Source organism: Halorubrum sp. ARQ200, from assembly GCF_005435115.1.
Classification (GTDB): domain Archaea; phylum Halobacteriota; class Halobacteria; order Halobacteriales; family Haloferacaceae; genus Halorubrum; species Halorubrum tropicale.
The window spans coordinates 150,220-174,005 of record NZ_SGTZ01000002.1; the positions used below are offsets into that span (position 1 = coordinate 150,220).

Genomic DNA, 23,786 nt, shown 5'->3' on the forward strand with positions numbered 1-23,786 from the left:
GAGAGTGCGTTCGTGGCTGACGTGTGACGGTACATTTCGTACTCCCCTTCGCGCTCGCCCTCCGCACTCGGGAATCTCGCGTCTCGCGGGTCCGTTCGGACGGTGGAGAGTCGCGACGGCGCGCGCCGGCCGCGGACGATTCATGCGACGACGCACACTCATCACGGGAGCGGCAGCCGGCGGTATCGGCGGGATAACACTCATCGGGACGGGGGCGTTCGACACGGCGAGCGCCGAGCGGGCGGCGACGGTGAACTTCGCGGACGACGAGGACGCGTACCTCGGCCTGGTCTCGAAGAGCGCGTACGCGACGACGGACGGCGACGGCGAACTCGCGCTCGCGTTCGGCGACGTATCGGGCGCGGGCGACGGGATCGGCCGCAACTCGCAGTTCTTCTTCGACGAGGTGTTCGCGATCGCCAATCAGGGGACCGAGACGGTCTCGATCACCGCGACCAGCGACACCGACGCGTTCGACGGCGAGTTCCGGCTCTACCCCACCGGCGACCGCGACGGGGTCCTGGACGACCCCGACAACGCGGTGGCCTTGGAGACCGGCGAGGAGCAGTCCGTCGGGACATACGTTGAGACGGGCGACGTCGACGTCACCGAGAACCTCGACATCGACATCACCATCGAGGCGGCCTTCGAGGATGGGAACGACGAGCCGGACGACCCCCAACCGGAGCCGCCCGAGACGATCGACGTGACGGAGTTCTTCTCGACGTCGAGCCTCATCGACGCGGACGGCGACGTGCTCGACGACGACTCGGTCGTCGCCGTGCGTGCGGAACCGACCGCCCAGAACGAGAACCCCGAGGGCGACGACGAGTTCGTCTCATATCCCGACGACGTCGAGATCCCGCTGGCGGCGGTCGACGGGACCGTCGTCGGGTTCGGGTCGGGCTCGGTCCGAACGCCAGCGACGTCGACGAAAACCGGACGTTCGTCGCGAACGCGTGGCAGACCACGCTCGACGGGACCGGGACGGTGCTGTACGACGAGACGCACGGGCAGAACCGGACGCTCGCGAGCAACTTCTCCGATCTCGAATCCCTGGCGGAAGGCCGAGGATTCGACGTCCAGGCGCTCGCGAGCGACTTCGCCGGGTCGCTCAGCGACGCCGACGCGGTGATGATCGCCACTACCGACGGCGACGTGGCGGACGCCGGCGGGTTCTCCGGGACGGAGCTGTCGGCGCTCGCCGACTTCGTGGACGACGGCGGCGCGGTGTTCCTCCACGGCACCGCCTCGTTCGAGGGAACCTCGAACGGCGCGTTGAACGCGGTGCTCGACGAACTCGGTGCGGCGTTCAGGTTCAACGTCGATCAGGTGACCGACGAGGAGAACAACGGCTTCGCGCCGTACGTGCCACGGACGAGCAACTTCAACGACGACGAGTTCCCCGATCTCTTTCTCGCGGAGGGGGAACTATGAAGCGCCGCAGCGTCATCGTCGGGCTCGGCGCGACCGCGGCCGGCGGGGGCGCGATCGCGACGGGCGCGTTCGACACGGCGACGGCGGAGCGGGACGCGACGGTGGCGCTCGCGGACGACGCGAGTTCGCTGCTGTCGCTGACGCCGCTCGAGGAGGAGTTCGCGTCCGTCGACGACGCGGGCGAGCTCGCCCTGATCTTCGACGAAGTCGAAGGGGGCGGCACCGGATTCGGCTCGAACACCGTCTACGAGATTGGCGAGGTGTTTCAGGTCAGTAACCAGGGCACAGAGGACCTCGGACTGTTCGCGACGGTCGACGACGGGGCGATCGGCGACGCCGAGTTCGCGCTGACCGTCGACGACGAGGCGCTGGGCCCCGAACCGACGGTCGAGCTCGGCGTCGGCGAGGCGGTCGCGGTCGGCGTCGAGGTCGACGCCGGCGACGACCCGACGAGCGGTGAGGTGACGTTCACCATCGGCGTCGGCGACGGGCCGATCGAGGACCCGGGCGAGGAGCCGGGTGAGGGCCCGACCCAGTTCGTCGACCAGTTGGTGTTCGACTCGACCGCGAGCCTCCTCGCCGAGGACGACGGCTACCTGCCGAGCGAGGCGATCGCGGCCGCCGCGGAGCCGACCGCGCAGTCCGTCGACGAGGACGGCAACGACGACGCCACGACCTACCCGGACGACGAGCCGCTACCGCTGATGGCGGTCGACCAAGACCTCCCCGTGGTCGCGTTCGGCTTCCCGTTCGCGCAGAACGACGTCACGTTCGGCGAGTACGGGAACGAGGAGGTGCTGTTGAACGTCCTCGACGAGTACGCCGACTCGGAGACGGTGCTGTGGGACGAGGGGCACGGGCAGTTCTACGACCTCGCGAGCCACTCCAGCTTTGAGGGGTACGCGGAGGACAACGGCTACGACGTGGCGGCGACGACCGACCTCGAGAGCGACCTGCTCGGGCCCGCCTCGGCGATCGTGATCACGTCGCCGTCGGACTCCTTCAGCGGGAGCGAGATCGACGCGCTCGCCGACTTCGCCGACCAAGGCGGGCTCGTCGTGCTGATGGACCAGTCGGACTTCAACAACTTCGACGCGACGGACAACCTCAACGCGCTGGCGACCGGGATCGACACGCAGATCCGATTCAACGACAACCAGGTGATCGACCCCGAGAACAACGCCGGCGCCCAGTTCGCCCCGGTGACGAGCGACCTCGACACCGGGAACTACCCCGAGCTGTTCGCCGACCGCGAGGGGCTCGGACTCGAACTCGACCCGACCGAGGAGTACGAGGTCGAGGTCGTCAGCGTCGCCGACGGGGACACGGCCGACGTGGCGTTCGACTCCGGGATCGAGGACACGGTGCGGATCCTCGGCATCGACACGCCGGAGACCGGCAGCACGGAGGAGCGTCTTCAGGAGTACGAGGGGATCGACGACGGCTCCGCGCTGCGGGACAAGGCCGACGAGGCGACGAGCTACGCCGAATCCCAGCTCGAAGTCGGCAGCACGGTCACCCTGTCGTTCGACGAGAACGAGGGGCTTCGGGGGAACTTCGGTCGCCTGCTCGGCTTCCTCGAACTCCCGGACGGAAGCGTCTACAACGCGAAGGCGATCGAGGACGGCTGGGCCCGGGTGTACGACTCAGGGTTCGCGGACCACGACGCCTACTGGGACCTCGAACGCGCCGCCCGCGACGCCGGCGACGGGATCTGGGAGATCTCCGACGTGGAGTCGACCCCGGTCGTCGGCGACGAGCCGGTCGACGAGCTGTTCGTCCCGTTCGCCTCCGCGGTCGCGACCGCGGACGGCGCCATCGCGGGCGACCGCGTGCCCGTCGCCGCCGAGGGGGGCGACCCCCTCGTCGGCGTCGACGAGGCGAACAACGTCGCGCTGCTGGGCGGGCCGCTCCCCGCCGAGAGCTTCGAGAGCGACGAGGACGGTCCCGGCACCGAGCCGTACGGGAACTACGTCTTCCTCGCGAACCTGATCGACTCGCTCGCCGCCGACGGCCGCGAGGGAAGCGTCGTCATCGACGGCGGGCACGGCCAGTTCGCGGCCGACTACGCGCTCTCCGCGGAGGACGCCGCCTACTTCCAGCGCTACCTCGAAGGGTTCGCGATCGAGTTCGACGGGAAGAACGACTTCGACGACGACCTCGGGCGCGACCTCGCCGAGGCCCGCGCGGTGATCGTCACCGCGCCCGACGACGAACTCGGGAGCGACGAGGTCGCCGCCATCGAAGACTTTCGCGACGACGGCGGCGCCGTGATCCTCGCGAGCGCCGGCGCCGGCACGGACGACGCGGCCGGCGCGCGCGACAACCTCGACTCGCTCGCCGCCGACCTCGGGTCCGACCTGCGAACCGGCGGCGCGGTGACCGACGGGGAGAACAACCTCGGCGGGCCGGCGAACCCGACGACGACGAACTTCGACACGGACTTCGACCTGTTCGGCGCCTACGGCGACGGAGGGGACGGTGGCGACGGTGGATCGCTGGAGGTCGTCGAGGTCGTCGAAGATGCGTCAGGCGACGATCTCGAGGATCCGCAGGAGAACGTCGTCTTCGAGAACGTCGGCGACGACGCCATCGACCTCACCGGCTACGCCGTCTCGGACGAGACGACGAAGGAGTACTCGTTCCCGGACGGGTTCACGCTCTTGTCGGGAGAAGAGGTAACCCTGTACTCCGGAGAGGGAACGGGTACCGACACGGAACTGTACTGGGGCCGGACCGGAAGCGCCGTCTGGAACAACGGCGGCGACACCGTGTTCGTCACGGATCCGGACGAGAACACCGTCGTCAAGTACAGCTACTGAACGCGGTCGATTCGGGGCAGTTCCCGACGCGAACCGCGGGCGTTTTTTAGACTCGGGGGATCAGCAACAAACGAGGGCACGTAGCTCAGCCAGGATAGAGCGTCGGACTTCTAATCCGATGGTCGTGGGTTCGAATCCCACCGTGCTCGTGACATCGCTGAACGGAATCAAGCGCGCCGAGTGACGGAAGGCGGCGTTCGTTTCGCGCGAATAACGTATTTATTCGGTGCGGTCGTCACCTGTTCACATGAACCCTCCAGCCAGGTTCCTCGCCCGTCAGAAGACTGTCGCCGGCCTCGTCGTCGCCGCGCTGTTGGCGCTCGGGATCGCGCTGTACGGCGCGCTCCCGGACCAGATGGCGATCCACTGGAACGCGGCCGGCAACGCTGACAGCGTCGTCGGGAAGCCGATCGCGATCCTGACGATGCCCGCGGTCGTCGTGTTCATGAGCCTGCTGTTCGAGATCACCGACGCCGACGTCGGGGAGCGGATCGTCGGCTCGCTGGCGATGCTGCTGTTGCTCGCGGTTCAGGTGATGGCGTTCGGCGTGAACCTGGGGTACAACGTCCCGATCGTTCCGATCACCCTCGCGCTCGCCGGCGGGATGGTGGCGGTGGCCGTCTGGTTTGAAATGCGATAGGCCGAAGGACGTGACCGGCCACCGGGCGGAGCGCGGGCTTTCGTCTCAGTCCGCCGCGGGCGGCGTTCCGAGGTACTTCTCGTTCAGCTCGTACTCGCCGTCGTCGCCCTCGATCAGGTACTCACCGTAGTACGGAACCCGATTGGCCACCACCTCCTCGAACGTCTCGGCGATCTCCGCGCGGGTCATCTCGCCCATCGACCGGAGGTCGTCGTTGCGGTTGAGACACCCCTTCAGGTACCCCTCGTGGGTGACGCGGACGCGGCCGCAGTTGGCGCAGAACTCCTCGTTCTCGACGGGGTCGACGATCTCGACCATCCCGCCCGTCGCGTCGTCGCTCGCCTCGCCGACGAAGTAGCGCTTCCGGTCGTGCATCTCGCGGTGCTCGACGCGGTCCGCCTTCCCGGCGAGCCAGTCGTGGACGCGCCCGATGTCGACGTTCCACTCGGGCTTGCCGGTCAGTTCCGGCATGTACTGGATGAGCTGGAGCTGGAGCCCCTCGTTGTCGGCGACGTGCTCGACCATCTCCTCGACGTAGCCCGCGGTGTGCGTGAACACGACCATGTTGAGCTTCACGGGGTCGAGCCCGGCGTCGACGGCGGCCTTGACGCCCTCCAAGACTTTCTCGTAGGCGCCCGACTTCGTCACCTCCGCGAAGTCGTCGGGGTCGAGCGCGTCCTGCGAGACGTTGACGCGGTCGAGCCCGGCGGCCTTCAGGTCCGCCGCGCGCCCGGGGAGGAAGGTGCCGTTCGTCGTCATCGAGACCTCCATCGAGTCGGGCGTTCGCTCGATGATCTCTTCGAGGTCTTGGCGGAGCATCGGCTCGCCGCCGGTGAACTTCACGGCGTCGACGCCGTACCCCTCGACGACCTCCAGGAAGCGGACCACGTCGTCGGCGCTCATCTCCGACTCGCTCGGCTCCATCGGCCCGCGCGTGTCGCCTAACCCCTCGTTGTGACAGTAGACGCAGTCGAAGTTACACCGGTCGGTGAGCGAGATACGGACCCCCGTCACCTCCCGTCCGAAGTCGTCCGCGAGTGGGCCGGCCATGAGGGACGGGAGCCACTACGCGCGCTTAAATATCCGGGTCGAACGTGCGGGTGCGTAACACTCCGCGGTTACGTCGCGCCCGCGACGCCGCCGATCGCCGGTTACGATTCCGGCCTCAAAGCGACACGCGTAGGCCGTCCGCCGCGACCCGCACCTCGCCGTCGAAGCCCGCGTCGCGGACGCCCTCCGCCATCTCGCGCTCGCGGCCGCCGGCGTGCGGGTAGAGGTGCGAGAGGAGGAGCGTCCCGACCGTCGCGCCCGCGAGGGACTCGCCGAGGCTCGTCGGCGTCGGGTGGTTCGACACGTCCACGTCGTCCGGGAACGAGCAGTCGTGGACGAGGCAGTCGGCGCCGTCCGCGAACCGCGCCATCCCCGCGAACGCCTCGGTGTCGCCGGAGAGCGCGAGGGGGCCGTCGCCGGGCGCGGCGTCCGAACTCGGCGGCGAGATGCGGTAGGCGAACCCGTCCATGGAGTGGCGCGTCTCGCGGGCGGTCACGTCGAACCCGCCGGCGGTGAACGACCGCGCCGCGGACACCTCGCGGACGGCGAGGTCGATCCGCCCGTCGAGGTAGTCGTGGACGTCGAGCAGGTCGTCGACGAGCGACTTCGTGCCCGCGGGGCCGACGACTTCGAGGTGCTCCTCGCCGGCGAGCCAGCGCGCCTTCACGAGCGGGAGGAGGTCCGCGACGTGGTCGAGGTGGTGGTGCGTGAGGAGGACCGTCGAGGCGCCCTCGTAACCGGTGTCGGTGCCGGCGAGGCGCCCGAGGACGCCGCTGCCGCAGTCGACGAGCAGCGAGCGGTCGCCGTCGTCGAGGAGGTACCCGGCCTGCGCGCGGTCGGGGACCGGCATCGCGCTGCCGGACCCGAGCACGGTGAGTTCCATGCCGACGGGTCGCGGCGCCACCCACCTAACTGGCTCGGACGGGCGCCGACCGGCCCCGGCCGGTCGCGGTCGGTCGAGGGGTCACTTGATCAGGAACACCGGCACCGACGCGTCGTCGGCCACGCGGTCGGAGACGCTGCCGAGGGACTGGATCCGCTCGCGGGGGGACTTCCCCTCCGGGCTCATCACGATCACGTCGATCCCGGCCTCGTCGGCGTAGTCGACGATCTCCGTGTCCGGCGTCCCGTACGCGACGTGGGTCTCGGCGTCGAGGCCGGCCTCCGCGGCCGCCTCGGCGACCGCGTCGACCGCGGCCTCGCCCTGCGATTCGAGGTCCTCGACCACGTCGTCGTGGAGGTCGCCGGAGTTGGCGGCCGCGATCCGCTGGTCGACGACGTACAGCGCGTGGAGCGTCGCGCCGTGGTCGGTGGCGAGTCGGATCGCGTGGTCGAGCGCGCGGTCGACGGCGTCGCTCCCGTCGGTCGGCACGAGAATGTCGTCGTACATGCGTCGCCGTTCGCCCGGCCGGGGCTTAACGGTGGGGCCTCGGTGTCGCCGTCCGGGATCGCTCCGCGGTCGGGGGCCGGGTCGCGCTACTCGCCGCGCCAGCGGCCGCCGATCTCCTCGCGCCGCATGCTGTTCGCCTCGCCGTCGCGGAACACGCTGACGCGGCCGGTCTCCTCGCTCAGCGTCACGGTCGCGACGACCTCCGGGCGCACGGAGGTCTCGATGGCGCTCATGTGGCGCGACCCCATCCACGGCTCGTAGCTCACGTCGTCGACGAGGTCGGCCTCCTCGTCGCGGGTGCCGAGGTCGCGGAACCGGACCATCTGACTCTCGATGCCGCCGTCGACCGCGACCACCACGCCGCCGTCCTGCGCGACGCTCACCGACTCGGCCGCGGACGTGAGTGCGTCCTCCTCGAAGACGGACGGACAGGTGTCCCGCGGCCAGCGGTTGTCGCCCATCGGGTCCGCGTACGCCCCGTAGTCGCTGTCGCCGATGACGGCGAAGTAGAGCCCCGGCCCCTTCACGTGGGGTTCGTCCCACCCGTCGAAGGCGACGCCGACGTGCTCGGCGCAGTAGGTGAGTCGGTCGACGACCTCGCACACCCGCCCGTGGTCGCCGTAGTCGATGGCGAGGTCGTTCATCGCGTTCGCGCCCCTCGGTTCCGTCGTCCGCCGCTGTTGCCGCCGTCGATCACGCTCGACCAGATGGGACACCGGTATTTAAGCGCAACAGAGTCGGCCCGGGGCGGCTCGCGACCCTGACCCGCGGCGACGCCGGCCGTTCACGACCCGCGCCACTGGGTGAACAGCCGCGTGTCGAACCGGTCGGCGCGGAGGAGGCCGACGCCGAATGCGGCCGCGACCGCCGCCGGCAGGAGGTTCCCGAACCAGAGGTTGATCCCGCCCCAGAGGATCACGAAGCTCACCATGTCGTCGAGCATGAACTCGCAGTCGCGGAGCCGCTCGCGGACGCCGACCGCCGCGAAGGCGCGGTCGAGCGTGACGACGGCGACGACCGCCGACAGCACCCAGCCGGCGTAGTTCGAGAGCGGGACGCCGTAGAACGCGCCGCCGCCGAAGTCCCAGAAGCCGAGCGACACCGCGCCGGGGTCCAAGACCACGTCCATCGCGACGACGACGGGGATCACGGTCGCCAACCGGACCCACACGCTGTCGGCGCGCGGGCCGAGCAGGAGCAGGCAGAGCAGGTAGGCGTTCATCACGAGCGGGATGAAGAAGACGGGGAGCGCGACCGGGACGCCGGCGAGCATCGGCCCGAGGTCGACCGTGTACGCGAACTCCCCGTACGGCCACCCGGTCGCGACGCCGACCGACTCGATGAGGTACGTGTACGCGGTCAGGACGCCGATCCAGCCGAGCGCGCGGCGGTCGACCGTCGGCAGCACGCCGACGACCAGCGGCGAGCGCATCACGATCACGCCGAACAGCACGAACCACGGGTGGAACGCGAACGGCTCTGGCACCCAGCCCTCGGCGCTGCCGACGAGCGCTACCGCCCCCACGAGCGGGAAGACGACCGCGATGGTGAACCGGTTCTCGCGGACGAGACGGTCGAGCAGCGCCTCGGCCTCGCGGCGCGTGTCCGGCGCGCGCTCGCGGAGCGCGTCGAGTCCGGCGGCGGTCGAGGTCCCGCCGGGCGAGCCGTCGGTCACGGCAGCGCCTCCCAGAGCGGGTACACCCGCCAGAGGCCGCCCATCGACAGCAGCGTGCCGACGACGGTGTTCAGCGCCGGGAACCACCAGTAGGCGCGGTCGACGGAGACCGACGAGCGCGCGACCCACGCGACGAAGACGGGGTACACGCCGAGCAGGGCGCCGAGCCTGGCGTCGACGGCCCAGAACCCGGCGGCCGCCGCGGTCCACGCCGCGAAGCAGTAGGCGTACGTGCGCCCCTCGCCGAGCAGCGTCGCGGTCGTGTCGATCCCCGCCGCGCGGTCCGGTTCGATGTCGGGGATGGCGGAGAACGTGTGCATCCCCATCGTCCAGAGCCACGCGCCGGCGAGCGCCGCGAGCGGCGGGTGCGCCCCCGCGACCGTCGCGTACGCCGCCGCGCCCGGGAGCGCGTACAGGCCGTTCGACAGCGAGTCGAGGAACGGCGTCGTCTTGAAGCGGACGGGCGGCGCGCTGTACCCGACGGCCAAGACGAGGAAGCCGAGCAGGTACGGCCACGCGACCCGCGGCGTGACCGCGAGCGTCGCGAGCCCCAGCGCGCCGGACGCGGCGACCGCGGCGACCACGGGCCGACTCCCCTGCCAGCGCGCCTCGCGGCCCTCCTTCTTGGGGTTCAGCTCGTCGATGTCGGCATCGAACACGTCGTTGACGCCGTAGAGGAACACGTTCGCGGGAACGAGGAAGTAGAGGGCGAGCGCGACGGTGACGGGTGTGAACAGCCCGCTCACGGCGTCGATGCCGTAGGTGACGCCGACCGCGACCGGCCCGGCGAGGTACAGCCAGAAGCGCGGCCGGGACAGCACCAGCAGGTAGCGGAGCCCCTCGCCGCCGCCCCCGGCGGCCCGGGACTGCTCGTCCTCGACGGACCGGGGCTGGCCCTCTCCGGCGGATCGGTTCTGGTCGCTCACGGCGGGGATCACACGTCGTCGTCGGCCATCGCTTCCGCGGTCAGCCCCCCGCTGATGAGGCACATCGGGACGCCGATGCCGGGCGTCGTCGTCGACCCCGTGAAGTAGAGCCCGTCGACCGCGTCCGAGACGTGCGACGGGCGCAGCAGCGAGGTCTGCGTGAGGGTGTGCGCCAGGCCGAGCGCGCTGCCCGCGTAGCTGTTGTACCGGTCCGCGAAGTCGTCGACGGAGAACGTCTCCTCGACGACGACGCGCCCGCGCAGGTCCGTGCCGGTGTTCTCCGCGATGTCGTCGATGACGAGGTCGCGGTAGCGGTTGCGGATCTCCGGGGTGTCGGCCAGCCCGGGCGCGATCGGCACGAGCGCGAAGAGGTTGCTGTGCCCCTCGGGCGCGACGGTGTCGTCCGTCTTGGAGGGGACACAGAGGTAGTAGGCGGGGTCGTCGGGCCACTCGGGGTCGTCGAATATCTGCGCGAAGTGCTCGTCCCAGTCGGTCGGCAGGACGAGCGTGTGGTGTTCGAGGTCCGGCACGTCGCCCTCGACGCCGAGGTACAGCAGGAACGCGGAGGGGGCGTACGTCCGCGACTCCCAGTACTCCTCGGTGTACTGCCGCTTGTGCTCCGGGAGCAGCTCCTGCTCGGTGTGCGCGTAGTCGGCGTCGGAGACGACGCGGTCGGCGAGGTAGCGCTCGCCGCCCTCGGTGTCGACCGCGAACGCGCCGTACCGCCCCTCGATCCCCGTCACCTCGGCGTCGGTGACGAACTCGACGCCGAGGTCGTCGGCGAGCTCGACGATGCCGTCGACGACGGCGCCGATCCCGCCGTCGGGGTAATAGACGCCCATGTTGTAGTCGACGTGGCTCATCAGGTTGTACAGCGCCGGCGTGTTCGTCGGCGAGCCGCCGAGGAACACGAGCGTGTACTGCATCAGCTGCTGGAGCTTCGGGTGGTCGAAGTAGTCCTCGACGTGGCCCTGCATCTTGCCCAGCAGCGAGAGTCCCCACGAGTAGCGCATCACGTCCGTGTCCACGTAGTCGCGCAGCCGCGGGCGGTCCTCGTACACGAAGTGCTCCATCCCGATCTCGTAGGTCCGCTCGGACTCGGCCAGGTACTCGTCGAACGCCTCGCCCGCGCCCGGCTCGTACGACTCGAATATCTCCTTGTTCTTCTCGCGGTCCGGGAGCACGTCGACCTTGTCTCCGTCCTTCCAGAACACGCGGTAGTGCGGGTCGAGCCGCTCCAGTTCGTAGAACTCGTCGGGCGACCGGCCGAAGTGGCCGAAGAACCGCTCGAAGACGTCCGGCATCAGGTACCACGACGGCCCCATGTCGAACCGGAAGCCGTCGACTTCGAGCCGGCTGGCCCGGCCGCCGAGCTGCTCGTTCTTCTCCAGCAGCGTGACGTCCGCGCCGGCGTCCGCGAGGTAACAGGCCGTCGAGAGGCCGCCGAATCCGCCGCCGATCACGACGACGGACTCGCCGGCCACGCCGTCGATGTCCGGGACCACGTCCATACGCGATCCTAAGAGCGGCGGGGGTATAAATCCGGCCAGACGCGTCGGGGATCGCACCTCGTCGCGTCGAGACGGGGCGGTCGTCTCGCCCCGAGTGGATACCACTAAGTCGCCGACGCGCGTACCTGTGTTTACATGGATCTGACGGTCGCGATCACCGGAGCAACGAGCGGGATCGGACGAGCCGTCGCCGAGGCGTTCGTCGACGAAGGGGCGTTCGTCGCCGTCTCCGGGCGCGACGGCGAGGCCGTCGATCGGACCGTCGGGGCGCTGAACGGCGGGGGCGGCGACGCGGACGAGAGGACCGAAGCCGACGACGGGAGCGACGACGCCGCCGAGCGCGGCGCCGCGTGGGGCGACCGCGTCGACGTGCGCGACGAGTTCGACCTCGAACGCTTCTTCGAGCGGACGGCCCGCGAGGCCGGCCCGATCGACGTGGTGTTCGCGAACGCCGGCGTGTTCCACGGCGCGCCGGGCGAGCGGCCGACGACGGAGGTCACCTACGCCGACTACGACGACACGATGCGGACGAACGCGCGCGGCGTGTTCGCGACGATATCGGAGGCGGTCCCCCACCTGGCCGACGGCGCGCGCGTCGTCGTCCCGTCGGGCGCGGTCGCGGCCGAGTCCAAGCCCGGGATGGGCGCGTACGCGGTGTCGAAGGCGGCCGCCGAGGCGGTCGCGCGCGGCTTCGCCGCCGACCTCGACGCGACCGTCGGCGTCGTCGACCCCGGCCTCGTCGCCACCGACCTCACGGGCAAGGAGCGCGCCCGCGACCCGGAGAGCGTCGCGCCGCTGTTCGTCTGGGCCGCCACCGAAGCGCCCGCCGAGGACCTGAACGGCGGACGGCTGGGGCTGCGGGAGTGGAAGTCCGCGACGCGATAAGAGTGGATTGTGTCCGGATTGGCGGTCGCGAAGGCCCCAACCGCTCGCTGGTAAATAATCGATAACGGCCCGGTGACAACCACCTCCAAAGCCCCAGCCGCGAGGGCTCGGTGCGCTCGCTGCGCTCCTCACTCAGTCGCTTCGCTCCCTCGTTGCGGTGCTTACGTCACGCGCCGTCGCCCTCGGGACTGCCCCTTTGAGTCCCGCCCCGCACCGCACCTCACGCCTCCCCAGCCTCGTCAGACGCGTCTGACGGGCTCCCTCCGGTCGCCCTCGCCGCGCCTGACTCCCTCGCGCGTGCCGCTTCGCGGCCTGTCGGCCGCTCGCAGGCACGCGCCACCGCATCGTTCGTTTATAAGCAATTGTCGCCGCCGCGCGTCGATTCCGCCAATCGACCACCGAGAATTATCCCCCGGCCGGTCGAACGGGCGGTATGCCACTCGCGGACCCCGACCTCTCGGGCTCGACGGCGTTCATCACCGGAACGACTCGCGGCATCGGCAAGCAGATCGCGCTCGCGCTCGCCGACCGCGGCTGTAACGTCGTCTCGACGGGCAAGACGACCGACGACGACGACTCCGAGCTGGAGGGGTCGATCGAGCAGACGGCCCGCGAGGTGCGGGAGCGCGGGCCGGAGGCGCTCCCGATCGAACTGAACCTCCGCGACGAGGGCCGCGTCGAGGCGGTCGTCGAGGAGGCGATCGACCGCTTCGGCGAGGTCGACATCGTGATCAACAACGCCAGCGCGATCCAGCTGGCGAACGTCGCCGACCTGCCCGCCGACCGCTTCGACCTCCTGACGGACGTGAACGTGCGCGGGACTCACGTCGTCGCGCACGCCTTCGCCGACCACCTCGCGGGGCTCGACGAGGCGTGGCTCCTGACGAACGCGCCGCCGGTCACGACCGACCGCTCGCCGGGCAAGGCGCCGTACGCGTGGTCGAAGCTCGGGATGTCGTTCGTCACCCTCTCGCTCGCAGAGGAGCTCGGGAGCGACGACGTGGGCTGTAACACGTTCTGGCCGGTGACGACCATCGACACCCGCGCGACGCGCTACTTCGGGCTCGGGACCGAGGACGACTGGCGCACCCCCGAGGTCGTCTCCGACGCGGTCCTCGAGATCCTCGCCCGCGACCCGGCCGAGTGTACGGGAAACAGCTTCTACGACGAGGGACTGCTCCGCGACGCGGGCGTCACCGACTTCTCGGCGTACAACCTCACAGAGGGCGACCCGGCGCCGATGTCGGCGCGGCTGTTCGACCCGGAGTTCGAGCGCGACTGGTGACCGCGCCGGTGCGGTCGACGCCACACCGGCGGGGCCGGATCACTCCGTCACGGCCTCGCGCAGCGCCGCGGTCGCCGCCGCCGGGTCCTCGGCGGCGGTGATGGCCGACAGCGCCGCGACGCCGGCCGCGCCCGCCTCGACCACGGGCGCGGCGTTGCTCGCGTCGATCCCGCCGATCCCGAAGACGGGGACGTCGACCGCGTCGGCCACCGCGGCGATCCGCTCAACCCCGATCCCGTCCCGGTCGCCGGAGACGTCCTTCGAGTCGGTGCCGTAGACGGCCCCCACGCCGAGGTAGTCCGCGCCCGCGGCCTCGGCCGCCTCGGCCTGCTCGACCGTCGAGGCCGAGACGCCGACGACGGCGTCCTCGCCCAGCCGTTCGCGAGCGACCGCGACCGGGAGGTCCGTCTGCCCGAGGTGGACGCCGTCGGCGTCGACGGCGGCGGCGAGGTCGATCCGGTCGTTGACGAGCAGGGGAACCCCGGCCTCGGCGGTCAGCTCGCGGATCCGGAGCCCCGTCTCGTAGCGCTCGCGGTCGGTCACCGCCTTGTCGCGGAGCTGGACGACGTCGAGCCCCCCGTCGAGCGCGGCCGCCACCACCTCGGGGGTCGCGCGCCCCGCGGAGCGGCTCGCCGCCGTGACGAGGTACGTCCGCCACTCGCTGATATTCACGTATGGTACAATCCGATGGTCGCGTCAAAACGGTTGCGCTTCGACCGCGGCCGCGCGGCCCGGTCGCGGGCCGTGACGGACAGACACAAGCCGGCGCGACCCGTACGGGAGTCCAATGCTATCCCGGCTCCGGAACGGCGCCGCGCGCGTCGCCGAGGCGGTCGCGGGCGCGCTCGACCGGGCCGGCGTCATCGACCGGTCGCGGCTGGACGAGACGATGGGGCTGGCGTGGCCCCGGATCGTGACGGGGTTCGCGATCATGTCGAAGAACACCGTCGACCTCGCGGTGATCGGGTACGCGGTCGGGGTGTCGGCGGTCGCGGGCATGGGGTTCGCGTTCGCGTACTGGCAGCTGGCGAAGTTCGTCTCCATCGGGCTCGCGGGCGGCACCGTCTCGCTCGTCTCGCAGAACTACGGCGGCGAGGAGCGCGGGCGCGCCGGCCTCGTGGTCAAGCAGTCGCTGATCGTGGCCGCGCTGCTGGTCGCGCCCATCGTCGCGGGGTACGTCCTCGGCGCGGAGCGGCTGATCGCGCTCGTGGGCGGCGACGGCGCCGCGCTGTCGGCCGGGACCACCTACCTCGCCGTCACCGCGCCCGCGCTCGCCTTCGAGTTCTTCAACATGATCGCCAGCCGGACGTACGCCGGCGTCGGCGACACGCGCACTCCGATGGTCGCGCGCGCCGGCGGTGCGATACTGAACGTCGTCCTCACGGTCTGGCTCGTCCTCGGCGCGGGGTTAGGCGTGTTCGGCGCCGGCCTCGGCACCGCGGTCTCCATCGCCGCCGTCGGGCTCGTCCTCGCGTGGGGGATGACCGGGCGGTCGTACCTCGGCCGCGGCGCCTCCCCCGTCCCGGTCGGCCGCTCCGGCCCGTGGTTCGACGCCGGGCTGACGCGCCAGCTGCTCCGGGTCTCGTCGCCCCTGATCGCGCGCCGCGTCGCCGAGGGCGTCGTCGTCTTCCCGCTCCTGTGGGTCGCGTCGTCGTTCGGTCAGGCGACCGTCGCCGCCCTGGAGGTCGGCCGCCGCGTCAGGGCGCTGCTCGGCAGCTTCAGCTGGGGGTTCTCCATCGCCGCGAGCACGCTCGTCGGCCAGCGGCTCGGCGCCGGCGAGGAGGCGCTCGCCACGGCGTACGGCCGCGACGTGATCTCCCTGTCGGCGGTCATCTACGTCCTCGCGTCGGCCGCGGTGATCGCCGCCGCCACGCCGATCGCGGGCGTGTTCGTCGACGAGCCGGCGGCGGTGAGCGCCACCGCGGCGTTCGTCGTCGCCGCCGCGGTGAGCGCGCTGCCGCTCGGCGTGGACGGCTCGATAACGGGGTCGCTTCGCGGCGCGGGCGACACGCGCTGGCCCTTCCTCGCGTCGATGATCGGCCTGTACGCGTTCGCGCTCCCGGTCGCGCTGGTCGGCCTCGTCACGCCGCTCGGCGTCGGCGGGCTCTACGCGGCGCTGGTGGCTGAGAAGCTGGTGCCGGCCGGGTTGAACGGCTACCGGTTCCGCTCGAACCGGTGGCAGGCGGTCAGCCGGCAGTACCGGCCCGACGCGGGCGAGGCGGAGGAAGAGGTCGGATAGCGGTGCGGACGCGGCTGCGGCCTACTCGGCGGCGACCTCCTCGATCACTTCGACGCTGCCGGTGAGCTGCCGGTGGACGTACGGCATGTCGATGCCGGCGTCGTCGAACGACTCCTTCACCGCGGTGACGTACTCGGAGCGCACGCGGACGAAGTCGCCGCGGTCGGGGTCGGCGATCCACCACCGCGACTGGAGCCCGACGGCCGAGTCGCCGAGCTCGACGAGCCGGACCGAGACGCCGGGGTCGTCGAGGATCTCCTCGTGGGCCTCGGCCTCCTTGACGATGATGTCGGTCGCCTCGTCGATGTCGTCGTCGTAGCCGATCCCGAAGACGAACTTCTGTCTGAGCGTGTCGTAGGCGACGGGGTTGGTGACCGCGCTGTTCGCGAGGTCGCCGTTCGGCACCGTCACCAGTTCGTTATCGAACGTCCGGACCCGCGAGACCCGGAGGTCGATCTCCTCGACGCGGCCCGAGTTGCCGTTCCACTCGATCCAGTCGCCGACCTCGAACGGCTTGTCCTTGAGGATGAACACGCCGGCGACGAAGTTCCCGAGGAGCTCCTGTGCGGCGAAGCCGACCGCGAGCGCGATGGCGCCGCCGAACACGGCGAACGCAGAGAGGAAGCTCCCGTAGCCGGCGACGGCGAAGCCGATCGCGACCGCGGCCACCCAGACGACGGCGTTGAGAACGTTCGTGCCGAGGCTCAACACCGCCTCGTCGAACCCGCGCGCCCTGACGACCCGTCGCAGCCCCGGGATGAGGACGAGCTTTCCGAGCAACAACACGGCGACGAAGCCGGCGACGAACCTGACCACCGTCACGGCGATCGCCGCCACGTCGACCGCGTTCGCGATCGCGTCGAGCTGTAAGGGGAGCATCGTCACCCCGTTCGCGAGACTATATAAAGAAGCTACTGGCAGCGCGCTTGTTTACGCCCGGCCGGAGGAGGCGCTCGCCCGGCGCGGCGGCGTGTCAGTCGCTCCGCACCGCGAGCGGCCCGTCGCCGCGAGCGACCGCGCGCAGCCGACGGCCGTGGACGTCGTCGTCGGCCATCCGCTCGCGAACCGCCGGAGGGATCCACGCCTCGCGACCGTCAGGATCGGGGGCCCGGTCGACGCCCGGCGGCCGGATGTCGTCGGGGAGGTACCGGGCGTACGTCGGGAGGCGCTCGCGGAGCGGCACGCCGCCGGCGTCCGCCACGGCCTCGAGCCCGCGGAGGTCGGGCCACTCGTACGCCGGGTTGATGTAGTCGTCCGTCACCGGCGAGACGCCCCCGAGGTCGTCGATCCCGCAGTCGACGAGCTCCGCCGCCGGCGAGAGGTTCGGCGGGACCTGAACGGAGACCTCGGGCGGCAGCGCCGCGCGTGCCATCGCGACGACGCGGCGCATCACGTCGCGGTCGGGCCTCGAGAAGTCGGAGCGCTCGTTGGGCACGACGTTCTGGACGATCACCTCCTGGACGTGGCCGAACCGCTCGTGGAGGGCCCGGATCGCGAGCAGGCTCTCGGCGCGGTCGCGCCAGTCCTCGCCGATGCCGACCAAGACGCCGGTCGTGAACGGAACGCCCTGTCGACCGGCGGCGCGGATCGTGTTGAGCCGCTGGCCGGGCGTCTTCCGGCGCCCCCCGGCGTGCGCGTCGACGTCCGCGGTCGTCTCCAGCATGACGCCCATCGACGCGTTCACCTCGCGGAGGTCCGCGAACTGCGCCTCGGTCAGGTCGCCCGGGTTCGAGTGGGGGAGCAGCCCCTCCTCCAGGGCGATCTCGCAGGCCCGGTAGAGGTACTCGTGGATCGAGTCGAACCCCCACTCGGCGAGCGTCTCGTGGATCTCGGTGTACCGCTCGTCCGGATCGTCGCCGAACGTGAACAGCGCCTCCGTACAGCCAGCGTCGGCGCCGACGCGGCACTGCTCGCGCACCTCGGCGGGCGACAGCAGCGACGCCTCGCCGGGCACGTCGTAATAGGTACAGTAGGTACAGGTGTACCGGCACGCCGTCGTGAGCGGGATGAAGACGTTGCGCGCGAAGGTCAGCCGGTCGGCGGCCTCGACGTCGTCCGGGCCGACCGAGAGCAGTCGCTCGACCGCCCGGTCGGCGACAGTCACGTCGACCCCGTACTCGTCGGCCCCGGCGAACACGGCCGTCACTCGCGGTCGGCGTTTAAAAAGAATCGCGGTTGCGGATCCCCCCGACGACACCGGAACCGGTTACGCCCGGCGACAGGCGGAGGAGACGACCGCGGCGATGGGTGGAGAAAACGACCGCGGCGACCCTGTCTCGGTCACTCTCGAACGACAGCGACGCGGCCCTCGGACGCGTCGAGCGCGAAGCCGGCCTCGCGGAGCCACGCCGCCGCGCGGCCCTCGCCGTGGATCAGTACCTCGGCGAGGTCGTCCGGCTCGTCGACGTCGGTCCCGAGGCGGTGCGAGTCGACCGCGGCGAACGACGCGCCGACCTCGGCCGCGATGTCGCGGTGGTCGAGGTAGGAGGCGCCGTGGTAGTCCACCCGGAACTCGGGGTGCGAGGCGACGAAGGCGTTCGTGCCGCCGCCGCGGCCCGGCACCATGGCAACTTCCGCGTCGCGCCCGGCCGCGAACAGGCGCTCGACCGCGTCGGGGGTCGCCAGCGCGAGGTCCGCCATCACGACGGCGACCGGTTCGGGGGGGCCGTCGGCGTCGCTCTCGTCGCCGTCAGCCCCTAGTCGCGCGTCCAGCGCCGCGTTCACGGCCGCGGTCAGCGGGCGGTCGTCGACGGTGACCGGGCGGTCCGCGTCGACCGCGTCGGTGGCGAGGACGCGCGGCTCGCCGCCGGCGGCGGCGACGGCGTCCAGCACGTCGTCGAGCATCGCGCGGGCGAACGCCGAGCGCTCGTCGGGGGAGAGGGCGTCCGAGAGTCGCGACTTCGGACGGTCGGTCGAGAAGGGAACGATGACCTCCATCGCGGCGGTGGGAGGTCTTAGAACAGGGATTCCAGCTCGTCGCTGTCGTCGTTGACGAGCTCGTCGAGGTTGTCGTCGCTCTCCTCGCGGATCTCGTCGAGGTTGTCCTGCGCCTCGATGGCGACCTGCTGGAGCTCCTTGATCCGCGGGACGTTCGTGACGCCCGCGAGCAGGATCACGGTCGCGACGAAGCCGGCGCCGCGGTACGGGTAGTCCCCGCCCCGGACCTCCATCGAGCCGGTCTGCTCTTCGAGCCACTTGCGGCCGCGCTCGATGCCCTTCCGGTTGAGGTACTCCGGCGGCCCGGCGAGCACGAGCAGCGCGCGCTCCGCGCCCTCGATCTCACAGGGCAGCGTGAGCCGGCCGAGCGCCGCCTTCCGGACGAGGCTGGTGATCCGGTTGGTGGTGTGGGCGCTGTCGAGCTCCTCGTCGTTGCCGTCGTCGCGGAGCCGCGAGAGCAGGCCGCCCGAGGAGCGCTCCTCGACCTCCTCCTCCGCGTAGCCGACCGTGGAGACGCCGCCGCCGGAGAGCGTGTTGATGATCTCCGAGGAGTCGACGACGCTCTCGGCGACCTCCTGACCCTGCTGGATCTCGCCGGCGCCGAAGAGGATGCCGAACCGCCGGACGATCTCCTCGTTGATCTCCTCGTAGCCGCCTTGGACGGACTCGCCCGTTTTCCGCCAGGCGTCGTTGTCGAACACCATCAGGTTGTCCACCTCGCGGACGAACGTCTGGAACGAGCGGGCCGCGTTGAGGGTGTAGATACCTCCTTCATCGCTGCCCGGCAGGATGCCGAGCCCGTAGACGGGCTCGGTGTAGATCCGCTTGAGGTGCTTCGCGAGCACCGGCGCGCCGCCGGAGCCCGTCCCGCCGCCGAGGCCGGCGACGACGAGGAAGGCGTCGACCTCGTGGACCGGGATCGAGTCGATGGCGCCCTGGACCTCGTCGATGTCCTCCTCGGCGATCTCCGCGCCCAGTTCGTTGTCCGCGCCGACGCCGTGGCCCTTCACGCGCGACTGGCCGATGAGGACGCGCTGGTCCTCGGCGATGTGTTCGAGCCCCATGAGGTCCGCCTTCGCCGTGTTGACGGCCGCCGCGGCTCGAACGATCTCGGAGCCCGTCCGCTTGTCGTACTCCAAGAACTTGTCGACGACTTTACCCCCCGCCTGTCCGAATCCGATCATTGCGAGTTTCATCGTGTGCTCCCTCCGCGTTTGAACTGAACAGAACGCGATCTCGTATATAAGCCTTCGGTTGCCGTTACCAGCGTTGAGATTAGGACAGTTGACACGTTCAGTCCCCCGGTCATCGGATCCCGAGGTGTTCGCCGAGCGTCGTCAGGTCCGCCTGGTCGACGCCGAAGGCGCCGACGTCGCTGTCGGCGGTCGTGTTGTCGAACTTCAGCGACCGGTACTGGTCCGGCCCCATCGGGAACCCGGGCACCGCCCCGAGCACCGAGAGGCCGACCTTCGCGAGCGGCATCGGCAGCGGGACGATGGTGACGCCCTTCCGTTCCGCCTCGTAGACGAGGTCCGTCACCTGCCGGAGCGTGAGCACCTCCGGGCCGCCGATCTCGTAGGTCTCGCCGGCGTGCTCGTCGTCCGTCACCGCGGCGGCGATCATCGGGACGAGATCCTCGACGTGGATCGGCTGGAACCGCGTCTTCCCGCCGCCGGGGAGCGGGTACAGCGGGACCCCCGGCGCGAACATCCCCTTCAACCGCTTGGTGAAGGAGACGAACTCGCCGCCCTCGCCGAAGACGACGGAGGGGCGGAAGACCGTCCAGTCGAGCTCGCTGTCCCGGACGATTTCCTCCGCCTCGCCCTTCGCGCGGATGTAGGCGGTGTCGCCGTTCGGGTCCGCGCCGAGCGCGCTGAGCTGGACGAACCCGTCGACGCCGCCGTCCTCCGCCGCGCGGACCAGGTTCTCCGTCCCGCCGCGGTGGATCCGGTCGTGCATGCGGTTGCCGCCGTCGGGCTCGAACAGCGGCGAGAGCGCGACCAGGTTCACGACCGCGTCGTGCCCCTCGACGGCCGAGGCGATGGAGTCGTAGTCGGTCACGTCGCCGCTGACGCCCGTCACGCCCTCCGGCGCCTCCTCGGGCGATCGGGAGAGCGCGGTCACGGCGTGGCCGTCGTCGGCGAGCGAGCGACAGAGGTACGACCCGATGAATCCGGTCCCCCCGGCTACCAACACTTTCATGCGAGCCACGAGGCGTGGAAGGCCCGTAAACCTACCGCGATGTCAGACGCTCGCGGACGCCGGCGCGATCCGGGGCAGGGAGGTCCGCGGCGAGGGCGGTTGACCCGTTTGTCGCGGTCACTCCTCGTCCGGAACCGGGACCGTCAGCACCGGAACGGGAGCGCTGCGGAGGGTGCGCTCGGCGACGCTGCCCAGCAGGTACCGGCCCACGCCGGTCCGCCCGTGCGTCCCCATCGTCACGAGATCGACGCCGGGGTCGTCGACGTACGACAGGATCCCCCGGGCGGGCGAGGAGGCGACCTCGACGGCGCCGACCGCCTCCAGTCCGGCCGCCTCGACGCGTTCGACGCCTGCCGCGACCGCGTCGTCGGCGTACTCCGAGAGCACGTCGACGTCGACGTGGTCCCCGACGCCGATGCCGCCGGTGTCGACGACCGAGAGGACGTGGACCGTCGCCCCGGCCCGTTCGGCGACCGGGAGCGCGCGGTCAAGCGCGGCGGTCGCGGCCGGGCTCCCGTCGGTGGGCACCAGCACGTCCTCGTACGGGTACGGGACGGCCTCGTCGCCCGGCCGGAGGGCCAGCACCGGCACCGGTGAACGCCGGACGACGCGTTCCGTGGTGCTGCCGACGAGGCGTTCGACGCCCTGCCGCCCGCGCGTGGACATCGCGACGAGGTCGGCGTCGGTCCGGTCCGCGTAGTCGACGACCGTCTCGGGGACGCCCCCCTGCTCGACGGCCGTCTCCGCGTCGACGCCGCGCTCCGCGGCGCGCGCGGCCGCCGCCTCGACGATCGACTCGCCCTCCGTCTCCAGCACGTCGACCACGTCGCGGCCGATGCGCGTTACGCTGTCGCGGGTCGTGTCCGCGACGTGGAGGACGTGGACGGTCGCGCCGTGGTCGGCGGCGATCGCCAGGACGTGGTCGAACGCCGCCGCGGCCGCGTCGCTGCCGTCGGTGGGGACGCAGATCCGGTCGAACATATCCCCTCGGTCACGCCCGCGGGTGAAAAACGCTCGCGTCGCTCTCGCCGCCGTCGACCAGCGCGCTCGAACGCGTCGCGACGCCTCCGAGCGACCCCGTTCCGACCCGGGCCGTTTATTCCTCGCCGCGGCGGAACGCGACCATGCTGATCACGCTGGAGGGGCTCGACGGCAGCGGCAAGACGACGGTCTGGGAGGCGCTACATGACGTGTACCCCGACGCGACGTTCACCCGCGAGCCCACCGACAGCTGGTACGGCGAGGCGGTCGGGCGCTCGATGGACGACCCGGACGCCGACCCGCTCGCGGAGCTGTTTCTGTACACCGCCGACCACGCGAACCACCTCTCGGAGACGGTGCGTCCGGCGCTCGCGGACGGCGGCCTCGTGATCGCCGACCGGTACTCCGACTCGCGGTTCGCCTACCAGGGGGCGACGCTCGCGCGCTCGGACGCCGGGATCGAGCGACCGCTTGAGTACGTCCGCGGGATCCACGCCGCCTTCTCGCGCCCGCCGGACGCGACGATCTACCTCGACTTGGACCCGAAGACCGCGGCCGAGCGGGCGGGCCGGACCGACAAGTTCGAGCGCGACGGCTACCTCGCCGCCGTGCGCGACAACTACGAGCGGCTGATCGACGCCGACCCCGGTCGGTTCCATCGCGTCGACGCGACGCGCGCGCCGGAGGACGTGGTCGCTCGGGTCGAGGACATCGTGGCCGGCTTGGTCGACCGCTGACCGCCGGGGCAGCCGCGGGCGACGGCGGTCGCCGTCAGCGCGTGTCCGGCAGTTCGTAGTCGTCGGGCGACGGGACGTAGAGGTAGTCGATGGCGACCCCGAGCGCCAAGGGGAGCGCGATCAGGAGCGCCAACAGGATCGTCGAACTCCCCACGTCGATCCCGGTTCCCACGCCGAGCGCGCCGGTAAACACGAGCGTGGAGACGAGCAGGAGCAGGGGAGTCAACACGAGCGTGTAGAGGACGGATCCCCACGACGTGGAGAGCTGAATCCGGAAGAACCGGGTCGCGACCCCGGCGAGGAACGTGTGGAACGCCACCAAGGCGAGGAGGCTGCCGAACCCGAACAGCGCGAGCATGGTCGTCGTACGGGCCGCCGACACTTCCCCCTATCGGCCTCAGACGGGACCGCCGCCGCCCTGCTGCCGCGCGGCCGAGAGCAGGTCCGAGACGGGCGCCGTGTACTCGTAGCCCGGGATGACGCCCTGGACGTACGTCCCCTCGACGAAGTCGATCAGCGCGCCCGCGTCGTCGACGCCGCGGCGCTCGTTGACGTCGACGAACTCGTAGGCGACCGTTATCTCGTCGCCCTCGCGCTCGACGACGGGGTCGAACTCGCGGTCCGTCCGGGTGACGCCGCCCACGTCGACCGCGCGGCGCTCGAACGTGTCGGCCCAGCCGTCCTCGACCACGTCGGCCACCTCGTCGGCGGTGACGGCCGACAGCGTCGGCACGCGGACGGTGACCGCGAACGCGATCCGTCCCTCAGCCGCCGGCTCGGCGCAGACGCGGCCGTCGAACGCGGTGGTCGTCGAGACCCAGACGTCGCCCTCGCGCTCGAACGAGCCGTGGTCCGCGAACGCGCGCCGGACCCGGTCGGGGAGCTCGTCGGCCGTGGCGGCGTCGTCGGCGTCGTCGACGCGCTCGGCGTCGGCCTCGTCTTCGGTTTCGGTCATACCGATCCGGAGGCGACGCGCCCTGAAAAGCCGCTCGCGTCGCCCGCGCGAACCGCGACCGCCGACGCGGACGATCCCCGCTCCGTCCTCGATACGGGCACTCCGGGCCGGCAC

General features: G+C 71.0%; 24 protein-coding genes and 1 tRNA gene. 9 read left to right on the forward strand and 16 right to left on the reverse strand.

The genetic code is table 11. From position 1 onward, the window contains the following. Positions 1-142 precede the first annotated feature (142 nt). From EXE50_RS04010 to EXE50_RS04025, 5 genes are all read left to right on the forward strand, one after another. The gene (locus EXE50_RS04010; protein ID WP_241982623.1) at positions 143-1,135 is read left to right on the forward strand and encodes a DUF1102 domain-containing protein; all 993 of its coding nucleotides are present in this window, start codon (positions 143-145) and stop codon (positions 1,133-1,135) included. After that, the gene (locus EXE50_RS17640) at positions 1,135-1,437 is read left to right on the forward strand and encodes a hypothetical protein (protein ID WP_241982624.1); all 303 of its coding nucleotides are present in this window, start codon (positions 1,135-1,137) and stop codon (positions 1,435-1,437) included. The genes EXE50_RS04010 and EXE50_RS17640 overlap by 1 nt, the downstream gene beginning before the upstream one ends. Then, a complete protein-coding gene (locus tag EXE50_RS04015) occupies positions 1,434-4,259 on the forward strand; it encodes a DUF4350 domain-containing protein (RefSeq protein WP_199241370.1) in 2,826 nt (941 codons plus the stop codon). The genes EXE50_RS17640 and EXE50_RS04015 overlap by 4 nt, the downstream gene beginning before the upstream one ends. Positions 4,260-4,333: 74 nt before the next feature. Further along, a tRNA-Arg gene (locus tag EXE50_RS04020) sits at positions 4,334-4,408 on the forward strand. 98 nt (positions 4,409-4,506) lie between these two features. Continuing rightward, positions 4,507-4,899 (forward strand): DUF1648 domain-containing protein, encoded by a 393-nt coding sequence (locus tag EXE50_RS04025; RefSeq protein WP_053772706.1) that lies wholly within the window; start codon positions 4,507-4,509, stop codon positions 4,897-4,899. Positions 4,900-4,944: 45 nt separating this feature from the next. On the opposite strand, the gene moaA is transcribed toward EXE50_RS04025, so the two are convergent. From moaA to EXE50_RS04060, 7 genes are all read right to left on the reverse strand, one after another. Further along, positions 4,945-5,949: a GTP 3',8-cyclase MoaA gene (moaA, locus tag EXE50_RS04030; RefSeq protein ID WP_053772707.1), complete on the reverse strand. Its 1,005-nt coding sequence runs from the start codon at positions 5,947-5,949 to the stop codon at positions 4,945-4,947. A 115-nt stretch (positions 5,950-6,064) separates the two neighbouring features. Then, positions 6,065-6,832 carry an MBL fold metallo-hydrolase gene (locus tag EXE50_RS04035; protein WP_137704421.1) on the reverse strand — a complete coding sequence of 256 codons (768 nt, stop codon included), beginning with the start codon at positions 6,830-6,832 and terminating at the stop codon, positions 6,065-6,067. Positions 6,833-6,913: 81 nt separating this feature from the next. Beyond that, on the reverse strand, positions 6,914-7,339 hold the full coding sequence (locus EXE50_RS04040) for a universal stress protein (RefSeq protein WP_121563996.1): 426 nt from the start codon (positions 7,337-7,339) through the stop codon (positions 6,914-6,916). 86 nt (positions 7,340-7,425) lie between these two features. Next, on the reverse strand, positions 7,426-7,983 hold the full coding sequence (locus EXE50_RS04045) for a diadenylate cyclase (RefSeq protein ID WP_053772710.1): 558 nt from the start codon (positions 7,981-7,983) through the stop codon (positions 7,426-7,428). 140 nt (positions 7,984-8,123) lie between these two features. Continuing rightward, positions 8,124-9,014 (reverse strand): bisanhydrobacterioruberin hydratase, encoded by an 891-nt coding sequence (cruF, locus tag EXE50_RS04050; RefSeq protein WP_053772711.1) that lies wholly within the window; start codon positions 9,012-9,014, stop codon positions 8,124-8,126. After that, on the reverse strand, positions 9,011-9,952 hold the full coding sequence (locus EXE50_RS04055; RefSeq protein WP_121599619.1) for a prenyltransferase: 942 nt from the start codon (positions 9,950-9,952) through the stop codon (positions 9,011-9,013). Before EXE50_RS04055 ends, cruF begins: the two co-directional genes overlap by 4 nt. Continuing rightward, entirely contained in the window at positions 9,949-11,451 is a 1,503-nt protein-coding gene (locus tag EXE50_RS04060; protein ID WP_053772713.1) for an NAD(P)/FAD-dependent oxidoreductase, read from the reverse strand. Before EXE50_RS04060 ends, EXE50_RS04055 begins: the two co-directional genes overlap by 4 nt. 135 nt (positions 11,452-11,586) lie before the next feature. Here EXE50_RS04060 and EXE50_RS04065 point away from each other — a divergent pair, with 135 nt between their 5' ends. Both EXE50_RS04065 and EXE50_RS04070 read left to right on the forward strand, forming a co-directional pair. After that, positions 11,587-12,336 carry an SDR family oxidoreductase gene (locus EXE50_RS04065; RefSeq protein WP_137704422.1) on the forward strand — a complete coding sequence of 250 codons (750 nt, stop codon included), beginning with the start codon at positions 11,587-11,589 and terminating at the stop codon, positions 12,334-12,336. 433 nt (positions 12,337-12,769) lie between these two features. Continuing rightward, positions 12,770-13,621 carry an NAD(P)-dependent oxidoreductase gene (locus EXE50_RS04070; RefSeq protein ID WP_053772715.1) on the forward strand — a complete coding sequence of 284 codons (852 nt, stop codon included), beginning with the start codon at positions 12,770-12,772 and terminating at the stop codon, positions 13,619-13,621. Between the two features lie 39 nt (positions 13,622-13,660). Here the strand turns inward: EXE50_RS04070 and thiE are convergent, their stop codons facing one another. Next, on the reverse strand, positions 13,661-14,293 hold the full coding sequence (gene thiE / locus EXE50_RS04075; protein WP_053772716.1) for a thiamine phosphate synthase: 633 nt from the start codon (positions 14,291-14,293) through the stop codon (positions 13,661-13,663). 115 nt (positions 14,294-14,408) lie between these two features. Here thiE and EXE50_RS04080 point away from each other — a divergent pair, with 115 nt between their 5' ends. Beyond that, positions 14,409-15,860: an MATE family efflux transporter gene (locus EXE50_RS04080; protein WP_137704423.1), complete on the forward strand. Its 1,452-nt coding sequence runs from the start codon at positions 14,409-14,411 to the stop codon at positions 15,858-15,860. 21 nt (positions 15,861-15,881) lie between these two features. On the opposite strand, the gene EXE50_RS04085 is transcribed toward EXE50_RS04080, so the two are convergent. From EXE50_RS04085 to EXE50_RS04110, 6 genes are all read right to left on the reverse strand, one after another. Beyond that, complete coding sequence (locus EXE50_RS04085) at positions 15,882-16,739, reverse strand: mechanosensitive ion channel family protein (protein WP_137704424.1); 858 nt, start codon at positions 16,737-16,739, stop codon at positions 15,882-15,884. Positions 16,740-16,833: 94 nt separating this feature from the next. Continuing rightward, complete coding sequence (cofG, locus tag EXE50_RS04090) at positions 16,834-17,997, reverse strand: 7,8-didemethyl-8-hydroxy-5-deazariboflavin synthase subunit CofG (RefSeq protein WP_121599623.1); 1,164 nt, start codon at positions 17,995-17,997, stop codon at positions 16,834-16,836. Between the two features lie 143 nt (positions 17,998-18,140). Continuing rightward, positions 18,141-18,797, reverse strand: a complete 657-nt coding sequence (gene cofC / locus EXE50_RS04095; RefSeq protein ID WP_053772720.1) for a 2-phospho-L-lactate guanylyltransferase — start codon at positions 18,795-18,797, stop codon at positions 18,141-18,143. 17 nt (positions 18,798-18,814) lie between these two features. Beyond that, positions 18,815-19,993, reverse strand: a complete 1,179-nt coding sequence (locus tag EXE50_RS04100) for a tubulin/FtsZ family protein (RefSeq protein WP_173230323.1) — start codon at positions 19,991-19,993, stop codon at positions 18,815-18,817. Between the two features lie 109 nt (positions 19,994-20,102). Then, a complete protein-coding gene (locus EXE50_RS04105; RefSeq protein WP_137704425.1) occupies positions 20,103-20,999 on the reverse strand; it encodes a complex I NDUFA9 subunit family protein in 897 nt (298 codons plus the stop codon). A 117-nt stretch (positions 21,000-21,116) separates the two neighbouring features. Then, the gene (locus EXE50_RS04110) at positions 21,117-21,980 is read right to left on the reverse strand and encodes a universal stress protein (RefSeq protein WP_137704426.1); all 864 of its coding nucleotides are present in this window, start codon (positions 21,978-21,980) and stop codon (positions 21,117-21,119) included. 143 nt (positions 21,981-22,123) lie between these two features. Here EXE50_RS04110 and tmk point away from each other — a divergent pair, with 143 nt between their 5' ends. Beyond that, a complete protein-coding gene (gene tmk / locus EXE50_RS04115) occupies positions 22,124-22,717 on the forward strand; it encodes a dTMP kinase (protein WP_137704427.1) in 594 nt (197 codons plus the stop codon). Between the two features lie 34 nt (positions 22,718-22,751). Here the strand turns inward: tmk and EXE50_RS04120 are convergent, their stop codons facing one another. Together EXE50_RS04120 and EXE50_RS04125 are read right to left on the reverse strand one after the other, a co-directional pair. Next, the gene (locus EXE50_RS04120) at positions 22,752-23,075 is read right to left on the reverse strand and encodes a hypothetical protein (RefSeq protein ID WP_053772725.1); all 324 of its coding nucleotides are present in this window, start codon (positions 23,073-23,075) and stop codon (positions 22,752-22,754) included. 39 nt (positions 23,076-23,114) lie between these two features. Then, positions 23,115-23,672 (reverse strand): DUF5813 family protein, encoded by a 558-nt coding sequence (locus EXE50_RS04125; protein WP_053772726.1) that lies wholly within the window; start codon positions 23,670-23,672, stop codon positions 23,115-23,117. Positions 23,673-23,786: the final 114 nt, after the last annotated feature.